The organism is Leifsonia sp. McL0627 (genome assembly GCF_058244615.1).
The window spans coordinates 966,040-979,822 of record NZ_JBZCGM010000003.1 but is presented as its reverse complement, the minus strand read 5'-3'; the positions used below and the strand labels follow the sequence as shown (position 1 = coordinate 979,822).

The 13,783-nt window shown below is 70.5% G+C and carries 10 protein-coding genes; all 10 read right to left on the bottom strand.

All coding sequences use genetic code 11. The features are described 5' to 3' along the window. Positions 1-9 precede the first annotated feature (9 nt). The gene (locus tag AC37TH_RS12910) at positions 10-1,500 is read right to left on the bottom strand and encodes an RsmB/NOP family class I SAM-dependent RNA methyltransferase (protein ID WP_490764742.1); all 1,491 of its coding nucleotides are present in this window, start codon (positions 1,498-1,500) and stop codon (positions 10-12) included. Further along, positions 1,497-2,414 (bottom strand): methionyl-tRNA formyltransferase, encoded by a 918-nt coding sequence (locus tag AC37TH_RS12905; protein WP_490764741.1) that lies wholly within the window; start codon positions 2,412-2,414, stop codon positions 1,497-1,499. Before AC37TH_RS12905 ends, AC37TH_RS12910 begins: the two co-directional genes overlap by 4 nt. A 112-nt stretch (positions 2,415-2,526) precedes the next feature. After that, positions 2,527-4,566, bottom strand: coding sequence for a primosomal protein N' family DNA-binding protein (locus AC37TH_RS12900; protein WP_490764740.1), 2,040 nt, complete (start codon positions 4,564-4,566; stop codon positions 2,527-2,529). A gap of 2 nt (positions 4,567-4,568) precedes the next feature. Continuing rightward, positions 4,569-5,762, bottom strand: a complete 1,194-nt coding sequence (gene metK / locus AC37TH_RS12895; RefSeq protein WP_490764739.1) for a methionine adenosyltransferase — start codon at positions 5,760-5,762, stop codon at positions 4,569-4,571. A gap of 26 nt (positions 5,763-5,788) precedes the next feature. Further along, a complete protein-coding gene (locus AC37TH_RS12890) occupies positions 5,789-7,129 on the bottom strand; it encodes a bifunctional phosphopantothenoylcysteine decarboxylase/phosphopantothenate synthase (protein ID WP_490765113.1) in 1,341 nt (446 codons plus the stop codon). 73 nt (positions 7,130-7,202) lie between these two features. Further along, entirely contained in the window at positions 7,203-7,460 is a 258-nt protein-coding gene (gene rpoZ, locus AC37TH_RS12885) for a DNA-directed RNA polymerase subunit omega (RefSeq protein WP_490764738.1), read from the bottom strand. An 80-nt stretch (positions 7,461-7,540) separates the two neighbouring features. Next, positions 7,541-8,473, bottom strand: a complete 933-nt coding sequence (gmk, locus tag AC37TH_RS12880) for a guanylate kinase (RefSeq protein WP_490764737.1) — start codon at positions 8,471-8,473, stop codon at positions 7,541-7,543. Beyond that, on the bottom strand, positions 8,466-9,335 hold the full coding sequence (gene pyrF, locus AC37TH_RS12875; protein WP_490764736.1) for an orotidine-5'-phosphate decarboxylase: 870 nt from the start codon (positions 9,333-9,335) through the stop codon (positions 8,466-8,468). Before pyrF ends, gmk begins: the two co-directional genes overlap by 8 nt. Next, entirely contained in the window at positions 9,332-12,619 is a 3,288-nt protein-coding gene (gene carB / locus AC37TH_RS12870; RefSeq protein WP_490764735.1) for a carbamoyl-phosphate synthase large subunit, read from the bottom strand. Before carB ends, pyrF begins: the two co-directional genes overlap by 4 nt. Further along, entirely contained in the window at positions 12,619-13,782 is a 1,164-nt protein-coding gene (carA, locus tag AC37TH_RS12865) for a glutamine-hydrolyzing carbamoyl-phosphate synthase small subunit (protein ID WP_490764734.1), read from the bottom strand. The genes carB and carA overlap by 1 nt, the downstream gene beginning before the upstream one ends. Position 13,783 lies beyond the last annotated feature (1 nt).

The window sequence follows — 13,783 nt, the reverse complement described above, 5'->3', positions numbered from 1 at the left end:
ACAAAGCCGTCAGCGCTTCGTGAGCAGGGCGACGAACATCGCGTCCGTGCCGTGGCGGTGCGGCCACAGCTGCGCCGCGAGCCCGTCGCCCGCGAGATCGAGCCGTTCGGACGCGACCTGCTGCAGCACGAACGGCGTGTCGACCGCCTCGAGGTCGTCGTGCGCGTCGAGAGCGGCGCTGACGATCCCGCGCGACTCCGCGATGTGCGGGGAGCAGGTCACGTACGCGAGCAGTCCGCCCGGCTTCAGCGCCGCGACGGCCGCGTCGAGCAGGCGCGCCTGCAGCCCGGTCAGCTCGGCGACGTCGCGCGGAGTCTTCCGCCAGCGTGCCTCCGGGCGACGACGCAGCGCCCCCAGCCCGGTGCACGGCGCATCCAGCAGGATGCGGTCGAACAGCTCGGGATGCGTCTCACCGACGGTCGTGCCGTCCAGCTCCCACACCTCGACAGGCTCCGGGATCGCGGCCAGCGCACGACGCACCAACTCGGCGCGCGCCGGGACCACCTCGTTGGCGATCAGCGTCGCTCCGCCGAGACGCGCCTCCGCGGCGAGCAGAGCAGCCTTGCCGCCGGGGCCCGCGCACAGGTCGAGCCACTGCTCCCCCTGCACGATCGGGCGCGCCCTGCTGAGGGCGAGCGCCGCGAGCTGCGACCCCTCGTCCTGCACGCGCAGCCTGCCCTGCGCCTCCTCGACGCGGGACTGCGGGTCACCTCCGCCCGCCGTGAACCCCACGGGAGAGTATCGGTCCTCCGTCGCGTCGTCCGGAAGATCGGCGAGGCCGGGCAGCGCGACGAGATTGACACGGGGCGCCGCATTGTCGGCGTTCAGCAGATCGTCGAGCTCGTCCGCCCTGCCCTCCGCTTCGAGCGCGCGGCGGAACGCGCGCACGATCCACACCGGATGCGAGGTCAGCGCCGCGAGCTCCTGATCGACGCCCTTCGAGTCCGAGAGGATGCGCTGCCGCCACTCCTCCGGACTGTGCCTGCCGATCTCGCGCAGCACGCCGTTCGTGAAGCCGGTGGCCGACCGGGAGCCGACGGAGCGCGCCAGCGCGACCGACTCGTTGACCGCCGCGTGCGGCGCCACCCTGGTCGACAGCAGCTGATGCGCACCCAGCCGCAGCACGTCCAGGATGGGCGGGTCGATGCGGTCGACGGGACGACCGGCCGCCCGCGCGATCACCAGGTCGTAGTACCCCTGCATCCGGAGTGTGCCGTAGGTCAGCTCGGTCGCGAGTCCGGCGTCGGCGGGGTTCAGCCCGGCGCGCGCGATGCGCGTCGGCAGCAGCAGGTTGGCGTATGCGTCGGAGTCGCGCACGGCGGCGATCACGTCGTATGCCACGCGGCGGGCGGGCTGCACGTGGCCGCCCTGCTGCCCACGGCCCTGCTGCTGCCCGTGGCCGTCCTGCTGCCCGCGACCGCCCTGCTGCCCACGGTTTTGCTGCTGCCCGCGGCTTTGCTGCTGCCCGCGGCCGTCGTGGGGTCTATTCCGTTCGCTCATCGCAGTACCAGCTCGCTTCCCGCCGTGAGGCCGCGCCACCAGTCGGCGGCGGCCATCGCCTTCTTCCCCGCCGGCTGCACCGTCAGCAGCTCCAGTGGATGCGTCCCCGTACCGACCAGGACCCTCTTGCCGTCCAGGGCGAGCACACCAGGGGCGACCAGTGCCGCGTCCGGCGCACGCCGAGCGGTCAGCACCTTGAACCGGTCGTCGCCGAGCAGAGCGAACGCACCGGGCTCCGGCGTCACTCCGCGGAGCCTGGCGTACACCGTCTCCGCCGGCTCTGAAAAGTCGAGGTGGGCGTCCGTCAGCGACAGCTTGGGCGCGAGAGTGACATCCCCGGTCTGCGGAACGGCTACGGCCGTGCCCGCGGCCAGCGCATCCACGGCGTCGGCCAGCAGGTCGGCGCCGGACAGCGAGAGCGCGTCCAGCACGTCGCCCGCCGTCTCGTCGGCGCCGGTCGGGCGCGTCAGCTCGGAGAACACATCACCGGCGTCGAGCTCCGGCACCAGCTGGAACACGGCAGCGCCGGTCACCTCGTCGCCCGCGATCACCGAACGCTGCACCGGAGCGGCGCCCCGCCAGGCCGGCAGCAGCGAGAAGTGCAGGTTCACCCAGCCGAGCCGCGGCGTCGACAGCAGCGGCTCGCGCACCAGGCCGCCGTACGCGACGATCACGCCGAGGTCGGGCGCGAGCGCGCCGATGCGCTCCGTCACCTCGTCGTCGAGCCTGTTCGCCTTGATCGTCTCGATGCCGAGCTCCTCGGCGGCCGCGGCGACAGGCGACGGCGTGAGGACGCGCTTGCGCCCGAGTTCGGCGTCGCGCCTGGTGAGCACGGCGACCACGTCGTGCCGGTCGGCCAGCAGCCGGAGCGCGGGAACGGCCACGGCGGGAGTGCCGGCGAAGACCAGCCTCATCCGTCGATCTCCGTGCGGGACGGCGTGGACGGGACTCGGCGCATGACAGGTTCTTTCGGTCGGAGCTGGGCGGCCGCGTGCTCCGCGGCCACCGTCGATCCTACCGGCCGGGCTAGATGATCTCCGGGTCGTCGAACTGCACGCGCAGCGTCGGGGCCGGCCGGTAGCCGGTCTTGCCTGCGGGCGCTTTGCGGCGCTTGGTCGCGTTGCGGACGATCGCACCGCGCACCGCCGCAGCGACCTCCTGCCCCTTGGCGTACTCGAACCGGAGGATCGACCGCACTGTCGACTCGTCCACCGTCGCGGGCCCCAGCACGTCGATCAGCAGGCCGGGGTCGACGGCGGCGACCGCAGCCTCCACCACGTCGGGGGCACCGACGATCGACGCGAGCCGCACAGCGGGAGGGAAATGCAGTGTTCGGCGGTCGACCAGTTCGGCGTGCGCGAACTCGGCCGTCCTGCCCGTCGCGAAGTCGCGGGCGAGCCCGCCGGACACGCCGACCAGCACGGTCGGCGCGCCGGGGGCGGCAAGACCGGCGGCGTTCGACCACCAGCGCAGGCAGTCCTCCGCGACCCCGAGCGTCTCCCGCGCGAGCATCCGTTCGCCGTCGAGCAGCAGCACCGCCCGGTAGCCGCCCGCGGCGACCGGCTCGGCGCCGCGCGTGGCGACGACGATGGCGCGCGCCTCCGACACCGACTGCACGGGATGGTCCCCGTCCGCCACGATCACCCTCACCCCGGGGAACGCGCGGCCCAGTTCCTCCGCCGTGCGCCCGGAGCCGAGGGTGACCAGCCGGAACCGGTCGTGCTCGCAGTGGTCGCAGTGCCAGTTCGTCGCCAGCGCCCCGCACCAGCCGCACGACGGCACACTGCCGGACCTCCGCTGCCCGAGCGGACCCGTGCAGGTGTTGCACCGGGCAGCCTGGCCGCACTTCGCGCACGCGATCTGCGGGGCATACCCCGGCCGCGCCACCTGGATCAGCACAGGGCCGGCGGGCGTCGTCGCGTCGCCGTCGAGCGCCGCCCGCGCGGTCTTCCACGCCACCGACGGGATGCGCGCCGCCCGCGCCACCGGCTCCTCCGCCGTCTGGTTGGCGCTCAGGATCACCTTCGGCCACACCGAACGCTCCGGGTCGACGGCGCGCAGCCAGCCCAGCTCCACCAGCCGCTGCGCCTCCACGCTCCGGATGCGCCCGGCCAGGATGAGCGCGCCGCCCTGCTGCTCCTGCCGCACGAGCGCCGCATCCCTGGTGTGGATGTACGGCGTCTGCCTGGCCGCGTGCAAAGGGTCGCCGTCGTTCCACACGATCAGCAGGCCGAGATCCTTCGCCGGGGCGTAGACCGCCGACTGGCTGCCGATCACGATCCGCGGGCCGGACAGCGCGCCGAGGAACGCCTTGTAGCGCTCGGAGTCCGTCTGGCGGCCGTCGACGCGCACGACGGCGTCCGCGGGCGCGAGCGCGAGCAGCGTCGCGGCGAGCTGGTCGAGGTCGCGATAGTCGGGAACGGCGACAATGGCCGTCTTGCCCGCCGCCCAGCAGGCCACAGCCGCACCGGCGATGGTCACGGCCCACTGGCCGACCCACTCGCCCTCCGGGGTGTGCACGACGCCGGGGATGGTGCGCACGGCGATCCGCTCCCCCGCGGCCACGGCCGCTTCGAGAACGCCGTCGCCGTACCCGCCGATCGGCGCGACGGGAAGCCGGGCGGCGTCGTCCGCCACCGCACTCGCCTCCGCCTCCGCCTCCGCCTGCGCGTCCGCCTCAGCCGCCGCCTGCGCGGCCAGCCACGACTTCTCCACCCGCACCGAACGCGGAGGAACGGCGAAGCGCAGGATGTCGCTGGCCGTCCCCGCACTCCGGTCGGCCAACTTCCGCGCCAGCGCCCACACCTCGGGCGTCAGCACCTGCGCGGTCGACACCACCTGGTCGATCGGTGTCAGCTCGCCCTCGTAGTCGATCTCCTCCCGCGGGAGGACGTCGACCACGAACCCGGACACCACCCTGGCACCGGTGCGCAGCGGCGCCTTGACGCGGACGCCCGGCCGCACCTCCGCCTCCAGTGCCTCCGGGATGCCGTAGTCGAACAGGTGATCGAGCTGAGGGAGGGGCGAGTCGATCACGATGCGGGCGACCCGGCCGGCCGCCGCCATCGTCAGAGGCCTGCGGCCGACCGGAGGTCGTCGACGCGGTCCAGTCGCTCCCAGGTGAAATCGGGCAGCTCCCGGCCGAAGTGGCCGTAGGTCGCCGTCTGCGCGTAGATCGGGCGCAGCAGGTCGAGGTCGCGGATGATCGCGGCGGGGCGCAGGTCGAATACCTCGCGGATCGCGGCGATGATGCGCTCCTCCGGAACCCGGCCGGTCCCGAACGTCTCGACGTAGAGGCCGACAGGGGCCGCCTTGCCGATCGCGTAGGCGATCTGCACTTCGAGACGGTCGGCGAATCCGGCTGCGACGGCGTTCTTGGCCACCCAGCGCATCGCGTACGCAGCGGAGCGGTCGACCTTCGACGGGTCCTTACCGGAGAACGCGCCGCCGCCGTGACGACTCGCGCCGCCGTAGGTGTCGACGATGATCTTGCGGCCGGTCAGACCGGCGTCGCCCTTCGGGCCGCCGATCTCGAAGCGTCCCGTCGGGTTGATCAGCGTGCGCACGTGCGCGGACTCGAGCCCGGCCTCGTGCAGCACGGGCGCGATGATCTCCTCGATCACCTCGGCCTGCAGCCGCTCGTTCGACACGCTCGGCGCGTGCTGGGTGGAGAGCACCACCGTCTGCACCGACTTGGGCACGATGCCCTCGTAGCCGATGGTCACCTGCGTCTTGCCGTCCGGCCGCAGGTAGTCGAGCGTGCCGTCTTTGCGCACGGTCGCGAGGCGTTCCGAGAGACGGTGCGCCAGCCAGATCGGCAGCGGCATGTACTGCGGCGTCTCGGTGGTGGCGTAGCCGAACATGATGCCCTGGTCGCCTGCACCCTGCCGGTCGAGGTCGTCGACGCTCTGCTCCGCGCGGGTCTCCAGCGCGTCGTCGACGCCCTGGGCGATGTCCGGCGACTGCGCTCCGATAGAGACGGAGACGCCGCACTGGGTGCCGTCGAAGCTCACGTCGGACGAGTCGTAGCCGATCTCGACGAGCTTGGCACGCACCAGGGCGGGGATCTCCACGTAGCCCTTGGTAGTGACCTCACCGGCGACGTGGACGAGCCCGGTGGTCACCAGGGTCTCGACGGCGACGCGGCTGTGCGGGTCGACCGTCAGGAGCGCATCCAGGATGCTGTCGGAGATCTGGTCACAGATCTTGTCCGGGTGGCCTTCTGTGACCGATTCGGACGTGAAGAGGCGCAGATCTGCCATTGTTCTCCCTGGTCGAAAGGTGCTCGCTAAGCGATGACGTCGAGAATACGATCGGCCACCGACAACTTGCTTCCCGAGGCCTCCATCACTATATCCCCGCCCCTGCGGAGGACCACGACTTCATTGCTGTCCGTTGCGAAGCCCTGAGACCAGCCGACCTGGTTGAGCACCAGGAAGTCACTTCCCTTGGAGGCGAGCTTGCTGCGGCCGAGCTCGATCAGGGCGGACGGGTCGGGCTCGGTCTCCGCGGCGAAGCCGACGATCACCTGATCGTCGCGTTTCGCGGCGGCGAGACCGGCGAGGATGTCCGGGTTAGCGATGAGTTCGAGGGTGAGCGTCTCCCCAGCGGTCGCCTTCTTGATCTTGGCGTCGCGGACCTCGGCAGGACGGTAGTCGGCGACGGCCGCTGTCATCACGATGATGTCGGCCGCGCGGGCCGCCTCGGTGACGGCCTCCTGCAGCTCGAGGGCGGTCTGCACCTCGATCAGCTCGACGCCCTCCGGTGCCGGCACCTCCAGGTGTGCAGCGATCAGCACGACCTCTGCTCCGCGAGCCCGGGCGGCGCTCGCGACGGCGACGCCCTGGCGTCCGCTCGACCGGTTGCCGATGAACCGAACGGGGTCGAGCGGCTCCCTGGTGCCTCCGGCCGTGACGACGACGCGCTTGCCTGCCAGGTCGTCCCCGCCGCGCGGGCGTCGCGCGGCCTCGTTGGCCCTGCGGCGCTCGGAGAGCACGACGACGCTGTTGCCCGTTGAGGCGGCTGGCGCCTCTGCTGGGGCCGCTTCGGCTACCGTCTCCGTCGCCTCGACCGGTGCTGGCGCATCGACGGCCCGCTCCGGATGCGCACCGACCGCGGCCAGCGCCTCCCGCACGATCACGGAGGGCTCCTCCATGCGGCCGGGCCCGGAGTCTTTGCCGGTGAGCTGTCCGCTCGCTGGTCCGACCACGGTCACGCCACGCGAGCGCAGCGTGGCGATGTTGGCGACGGTAGCCTGGTTGCGCCACATCTCGGTGTGCATCGCCGGGGCGATCACGAGTGGCGCTGTGCTCGCGAGCACGGTGTTGCCGAGCAGGTCGTCGGCGAGGCCCGCCGCGAGCTTGGCGATGGTGTTCGCCGTCGCCGGGGCGATCACGATCAAGTCGGCCGACTGGCCGATGGCCACGTGCCGCACCTCGGCGACGCCCTCGTAGAGGTCGGTCGCGACCGGGTTGCGGCTGATCGCCTCCAGGGTCGGGCGGCCGACGAAGCGCAACGCGGCCTCCGTGGCGACCACGTGCACCGAGTGTCCTTCGAGCACCAGCGAACGGATCACGCCGACGGCCTTGTACGCGGCGATACCGCCGGTCACTCCGACGACGATGGTCAAACGTGCGCTCACGACGCCCTACCCTTCAGCGACACAGTCCCCCACACACCGGGCTGTGCCCGGAAAGCAGTACTTATTCGACGATCGGCTTGATGACGAGCTTGTCCTTGTTGATCTCGTGCAGCGCGACGGACAGCGGCTTGTCGTCGACCGACGAGTCGACCAGCGGGCCGACGTTGTCGAACAGGCTGCCCTCGTGCAGGTCGGCGTAGTAGTCGTTGATCTGGCGTGCGCGCTTGGACGCGAAGATGACCAGAGCGTACTTGGACTCGACCTTGGCGAGAACGTCGTCGATGGGCGGGTCGATGATGCCCTTGTTGCTGAGTGCCATGCGGGTAGTGCTCCTTGCAGGTTGTCGATCGAAAGTGGTCGCAGGCGGCGACGGCGTCGAAAAGACGCGACGAAAACGGTCTACGGGCGCGACGGCGCCGCGCGGATCTTCATCAAGTCTACGACCTCGCGCGCCGCCTCGGCCACGTCGGTGTTCACGACGCGGTGGTCGAACTCGTCCTGAGCGGCCAATTCGACCTTCGCGGTCTCCAGTCTGCGCTGCTGTTCGGCCGGTTCCTCCGTGCCCCGGCCGATGAGCCTGCGGACCAGTTCCTCCCAGGTGGGAGGCAGCAGGAAGATGAGCCTGGCCTCCGGCATCGCGGCGCGGACGCTGCGCGCGCCCTGCAGGTCGATCTCCAGCAGAACGCTCTTGCCTTCGTCCAGTGCGGCCTCGATCGGCTTGCGGGGCGTGCCGTAGCGATAGGCGTTGTGCACGGTCGCGTATTCGAGGAGTTCGCCCTCCGCGATCATTCGATCGAACTCCGCGTCGTCGACGAAGTAGTAGTTGACGCCGTCCACCTCGCCGGGGCGCGGAGCGCGGGTGGTCGCGGAGACCGAGAGCAGCACATCCGGGTAGTTCTCGCGGATGTAGGTGGAAACCGTGCCCTTGCCGACGGCGGTGGGACCGGCGAGCACGACGAGGTGGTTCTTGAGGCGACCGGCTTTGGCCTCCCTGTCGATCAGGTAGTCGCGCAGCCGCAGGCGCTGGTGCCGGCCGAGGCCGCCCAGCCGCTTGGCCGGGGAGATCGCCAGCTTCTGCAGCGCATCCTGCATCTTGGTGGTGCCGATGGCCGGAACGCTCAGCAGGAACTCGGTGACCCTGAGCCGGCCCTCGACACCGTCGGGCTCGGCGGTCGCACGGTCGAGGACGGTGAGCGGGGAGATCTCCTGGCGCGCGATGGCCGCCTTGACGGCAGCGCGGGCGCGACGGGCGGCGACAGCGGCCTGCGACGCAGCGGCGCGGTCGACCTCCGGGGGCGCTGGACGGTGCGACGTGGTGGTGTTCTCAGACATGGCTCGCGCGCACCTCCTCGGTGCGGCGGGCGATGGCGTCGGCGAGGCCGGAGGGGCCCGCGCCGAGCAGACCGCGGGACTCGCTGACGATTACGCCGCCGGCGAAGGAGCCGAACAGCCGGGAGGCGTCCTTCACCTTCGCGCCCTGGTGGCCGAAGCCGGGGGCGAGCACGGGAGCGGCGTTGAGACTCGGTCGTCCCGCGGTCTGGCTGCCGATGTCGATGCCGAAACCGGAGAGGTCGAGGGTCGCGCCGAGCACGAGCCCGACCGATCCGAACGCGTGAGGGGCCTGCGCCTGATTGAACGATTGCACGTCTTCGATGATCGCACGTGCGACGGTGCTCCCCGCGCGCGACCCGTCCTGTACGACAGCCCTCTGGATCGCGGCCGCCTCCGGATTGGAGGTGGCTGCCAGCACGAACAGGCCCTTGCCGGTGGCCTCGGCGAGCCGCATCGGCTCCTCGATGGAACCGACGCCCTGGAAGGCGGCGATGGTCATCGCGTCGGCCTCCAGCGGGGAACCGGGGGTCAGCCACGCCTCGGCATACGCCGTGACGCTCGTGCCGATGTCCCCGCGCTTCGCGTCGGCGATCACCAGCAGTCCAGCCGCGCGTGCCGCCGCGATCACCTCTTCGAGCGCCGCGTACCCTGCCGAGCCGTAGCGCTCGAAGAACGCGACCTGCGGCTTGACGATCCCCGCGCGTCCGGTGGCCGCCTCGACGACCGCGAGCCCGAACGCGCGCACGCCGGAGGCCGAGGCCGGAAGGCCCCAGCTCTCCAGCAGGTGCGCGTGCGGGTCGATGCCGACGCACAGGCGCCCGCTCTCCGCGAAGACTCCGGCGAGCCGGTCACCGAAGCTCACGCGCGCGCAGCCCTCTCCACGGCGTACTGCTGCAGCGACTTCACATCGAAGCCCTCGCGGATCGCATCGACCGATGCGACGGCGGCGCTGAGCTCCGCGATGGTGGTGAAGAGGGGCTTGTCGCCCGCCACCGCCGCTGCGCGGATCTCGTAGCCGTCCGCCCGGGCGGAGCGTCCACTCGGGGTGTTGATGACCACATCCACCTCGTTGCGGTTGATGAGGTCGACGATGCTCGGCGCGTCGCCGTCGGCCGTCTCGCTGAACTTGCGGACGACGCTTGCGGCGATCCCGTTGCGGTTCAGGACCTCGGCCGTGCCCTCCGTGGCGAGGATCTCGAAGCCGAGCTCCCGCAGGCGCAGCACGGGTAGCACGATCGAGCGCTTGTCGCGGTCCGAGACCGAGACGAACGCCGTCCCGCCGAGCGGCATCCCCCCGTATGCAGCCGACTGGCTCTTCGCGAACGCGCGCGGGAAGTCCTTGTCGATGCCCATGACCTCGCCGGTGGAGCGCATCTCCGGGCCGAGCACGGAGTCGACGACGTTGCCTTCCTTGGTGCGGAACCGCTTGAACGGCAGCACGGCCTCCTTGACGGCGACCGGCGAGTCCATCGGGATGATCGACCCGTCCTGCTCGGGAAGCAGCCCCTCGGCGATCAGGCCTGCGACCGTGTCGCCGACCATGATCCGGGAGGCGGCCTTCGCCAGCGGGATGCCGAGCGCCTTCGACACGAACGGCACAGTGCGGGAGGCACGCGGGTTCGCTTCGAGCACGTAGAGCACGCCGGCGCCGATCGCGAACTGCACGTTCAGCAGGCCGCGCACGCCGACGCCCTCGGCGATCTTCAGCGTCGCCTCGCGCACCCGGTCGATCTCGCGACGGCCGAGCGTGATCGGGGGCAGGGTGCAGCTGGAGTCACCGGAGTGGATGCCGGCCTCCTCGATGTGCTCCATCACGCCGCCGATATAGAGGGTTTCGCCGTCATACAGCGCGTCGACGTCGATCTCGATGGCGTCGTCGAGGAAGCGGTCCACCAGCAGGGGATGCGACGGGCCGACGATGCCCTGACCGGCCACGCGCTCGAAGTAGTCGGCGAGCGACGGGCTGTCGTAGACGATCTCCATGCCGCGTCCGCCGAGCACATAGCTCGGGCGCACCAGCACCGGGTATCCGATCTGCTCCGCCACCTGCACAGCGCCGGGGTAATCGAACGCCGTGCCGTTGCGCGGGGCGAGGAGCCCGGCGTTCTCGAGGATCTCGGCGAACAGTCCGCGCTCCTCCGCCAGGTCGATCGCTTCGGGGGTCGTGCCCAGGATCGGGACGCCGGCGGCCTCCAGGCCCTTCGCGAGCCCGAGGGCGGTCTGCCCGCCGAGCTGCACGACGACGCCGACGAGCTCGCCACTCTGGCTCTCCGCGTGGATGACCTCCAGCACGTCCTCCAGCGTGAGCGGCTCGAAGTAGAGCCTGTCGCTGGTGTCGTAGTCGGTGGAGACCGTCTCCGGGTTGCAGTTGATCATGATGGTCTCGAACCCGGCGTCGCTCAGCGCGAACGACGCGTGCACGCAGGAGTAGTCGAACTCGACGCCCTGGCCGATGCGGTTCGGGCCGGAGCCCAGGATGACCACCTTGCGGCGGTCGCTCGCCACGACCTCGGTCTCCAGGTCGTAGCTGGAGTAGTGGTACGGCGTGAGCGCCGGGAACTCGCCTGCGCAGGTGTCCACCGTCTTGTAGACGGGGCGCACGCCCAGGATGTGGCGGATCTCGCGCACGTCGGCCTCGCCGAAGCCGCGCAGCTGACCGATCTGGGCGTCCGAGAAGCCGTGATCCTTCGCATCCCGCAGCGTGTCGGTGTCGAGGGTCTCTGCGCCACGGATGTGCTCTGCGACCTCGTTGATGAGGACGATCTGGTCGAGGAACCACGGGTCGATCTTGGTGGCGTCGAAGACCTGCTCGGCCGTCGCGCCGAGGCGGAGCGCCTGCTGCACGTCGACGATACGGCCGTCCGTCGGAGTCTGGATGCTCGTCAGCAACTCCTCGACGGAGCGCGACTCCTGGCCCCAGTGGAACGACGATCCGCGCTTCTCCAGCGACCGGAGCGCCTTCTGCAGAGCACTGCTGAAGCTGCGGCCGATCGCCATCGCCTCTCCGACCGACTTCATGGTGGTGGTCAGCGTCGGGTCGGCGGCCGGGAACTTCTCGAACGCGAACCGCGGCACCTTGACGACCACATAGTCGAGCGTCGGCTTGAAGCTCGCCGGGGTGACCTTGGTGATGTCGTTCGGGATCTCGTCCAGGCGGTAGCCGATGGCGAGCTTCGCCGCGATCTTCGCGATCGGGAAGCCGGTCGCCTTCGACGCCAGCGCCGAGGATCGGGAGACGCGCGGGTTCATCTCGATGACGATGATGCGGCCGTCCGCCGGGTCGACCGCGAACTGGATGTTGCAGCCGCCGGTGTCGACGCCGACGGCGCGGATGATGTCGATGCCGATGTCGCGGAGCTTCTGGTACTCGCGGTCGGTCAGCGTGAGCGCAGGCGCGACCGTGATCGAGTCGCCGGTGTGCACGCCGACCGGGTCCACGTTCTCGATCGAGCAGACGACCACTGTGTTGTCGGCGGTGTCGCGCATCAGCTCGAGCTCGTACTCCTTCCAGCCGAGGATCGACTCCTCCAGGAGCACCTCGCTGGTCGGGCTCTGGTGGATGCCGTCGCCGACGATGCGGCGCAGCTCCTGCTCGGTGTACGCGAAGCCGGAGCCGAGGCCGCCCATCGTGAACGACGGACGGACGACCAGCGGGTACCCGAGGTCCTCGGCGAAGCCGACGGCCTCCTCGACCGTGTGCGCGATGTGCGAGCGCGCGACCTCTGCGCCCGCCTCGATCACGAGCTCCTTGAAGATCTGGCGGTCCTCGCCCTTCTGGATCGCCTCGAACTTGGCGCCGATCAGCTCGACGCCGTACTTCTCCAGGATGCCGTGCTCGTGCAGCTGGATGGCCGCGTTGAGCGCGGTCTGGCCGCCCAGGGTCGGCAGGATCGCATCCGGCTTCTCCTTGGCGATGATGGTCTCGATGACCTCCCAGGTGATCGGCTCGACGTAGGTGGCGTCGGCGAAGTCCGGGTCGGTCATGATCGTGGCCGGGTTGGAGTTGACCAGGATGACGCGGACGCCCTCCTCGCGCAGCACCCGGCACGCCTGGGTGCCGGAGTAGTCGAACTCGCAGGCCTGCCCGATGACGATCGGGCCGGAGCCGATGACGAGGACGGAATTGATGTCGGAACGCTTGGGCATTACTCGGACTCTCCCTGCGAAGCGGTGGCGCCGTTCTCCCGAGCGGTGATCATCTCGAGGAAGCGGTCGAAGAGGTAGTTGGCGTCGTGGGGCCCTGCGGCCGCCTCGGGGTGATACTGCACACTGAACGCGTTGAGGTCGAGGCAGTTGAGCCCCTCCACCACGTTGTCGTTGAGGCTGAAGTGGCTGACCTCCACGCGGCCGAACCCTGCCGGGCTGTCGAAGACGCCCTCGATGGGCGCCTCGACCGCGAAGCCGTGGTTCTGGGCGGTGATCTCCACCCGTCCGGTGCGCTTGTCGAGCACCGGCTGGTTGATGCCGCGGTGCCCGAACGGCAGCTTGTACGTCTTGAGGCCGAGCGCGCGGCCGAGCAACTGGTTGCCGAAGCAGATGCCGAAGTACGGGATGCCCGCCTTCAACACCTCCTGCAGCAGTGCGACGTGCTTGCCGGACGCCTGCGGGTCGCCGGGGCCGTTCGAGAAGAACAGGGCGGACGGCTGCAGCTCCAGCACATCCCTGGCGGACACCATCTGCGGCAGCACGTGGACGTCGAGACCGCGGGCCGCCAGGTTCTCCAGCGTCGACTTCTTCACGCCGAGGTCGAGGACGGCGACCGAGCCGACCTTCTCGCCGACGGCCGGGACCGTGAACGGCTCGGGCGTCGACACTTCGGCGGACAGGTTGGTTCCCGCCATCTTCGCCGTCGAGCGCACCAGTTCGAGCTGCTCGCCGTCGGTGAGGTCGAAGTCCTCCCCCGAGAAGATGCCCGAGCGCATCGCACCGGACGACCGGATGTGCCTGGTCACCGCGCGGGTGTCGATCCGGCTGATCCCGACGACGCCCTGCGCGACCAGGTCGTCGTCGAGGCTCCGCGTCGCGCGGAAGTTCGACACGATGCGGCTGGGCTCACGGACGACGTAGCCGGCGACCCAGATCTGACGGGACTCCATGTCCTCGTCGTTGGCGCCCGTGTTGCCGATGTGCGGAGCCGTCATCAGGACGATCTGGCCCGCGTAGCTCGGGTCGGTCAGCGTCTCCTGATAGCCGGTCATGCCGGTGGAGAACACCGCCTCGCCGAAGGTGCGGCCGACAGCGCCGTACGCGCGGCCGACATAGCGGGTTCCGTCTTCGAGGACGAGGACGGCTGGGTTCGCGTTCGCCACG